Below are 920 nucleotides of genomic sequence, written 5' to 3' on the forward strand. Positions count from 1 at the left end.
AGAGCCGAACCGAAAATTAAGTTGAGCGATTTCAGGAGTTTATGATTCTCTGTGGTTTACCAAGACTACGGAGGATCACATGGCCTGGACTGAAACCGCCCGTCGCGACTATGCCAGACGAGGCTTACGCTATACAAGCGACTGTACTGATGATGAATGGGCTGTTGTCGCGCCGCTTTTGCAGCCGATGAGCAAGGTCGGACGTCCACGCGAGCATGATCCACGTACGTTGTGGAATGCGATCCAGTATATGGCGACAACGGGCTGCCAATGGGCGCAGTTGCCGAAGGAATTCCCGCCGTTCACGACAGTGCAGTACCATTTCTACCGGATGCGCGACAGCGGCTTGCTTGATCTTATCAATGAAATTCTGGTTGCGGTGACACGGCTGGCGGAAGGTCGCAAGGCGGAGCCGACGGCAGCCATTATCGATAGCCAGTCGGTGAAGACGACAGAAGCTGGTGGTCCGCGCGGCTATGATGCAGGCAAAAAGATCAAAGGGCGCAAGCGCCATATCGTAACCGATATGGTAGGCAACATGTTGGAAGGCATCGTGCATGGTGCTGACGTTCAGGACCGCGACGGTGCGCCAGATCTGATCGAGCGCGCCTGCCAAAACCACCCCACGGTGAGGAAACTCTTTGCCGATGGCGGATATGCTGGCGAAAAGCTGACAACGGCTGTGGCACATATCGAAGCACTGGCGATAGAAATCGTCAAGCGCTCCGATCAGGCCAAAGGCTTTGTAATTCTGCCCAGGCGGTGGATCGTTGAGCGAACCTTCGCCTGGCTTAATCGTTGCCGTCGGTTGGCTAAAGATTGGGAAGCCTCTATCGCCTCAGCAGAGGCATGGATGTTCATAGCATCCATCAGGCGAATGACACGCCGTATCGCAAAGCTTGAATTTTGAGTCGGGCACT

Annotated in this window: 1 protein-coding gene; it reads left to right on the forward strand. The window is 54.9% G+C overall.

Annotated elements, in window-relative coordinates:
- The first annotated feature begins 79 nt into the window (after nucleotides 1–79).
- Nucleotides 80–910 carry an IS5 family transposase gene (locus VBH83_RS19315; RefSeq protein ID WP_396999093.1) on the forward strand — a complete coding sequence of 277 codons (831 nt, stop codon included), beginning with the start codon at nucleotides 80–82 and terminating at the stop codon, nucleotides 908–910.
- The last annotated feature ends 10 nt before the right edge of the window (nucleotides 911–920 follow it).

Origin of the sequence: Ochrobactrum sp. S1502_03 (genome assembly GCF_044435015.1) — a bacterium.
Lineage (GTDB): Bacteria > Pseudomonadota > Alphaproteobacteria > Rhizobiales > Rhizobiaceae > Brucella > Brucella chromiisoli.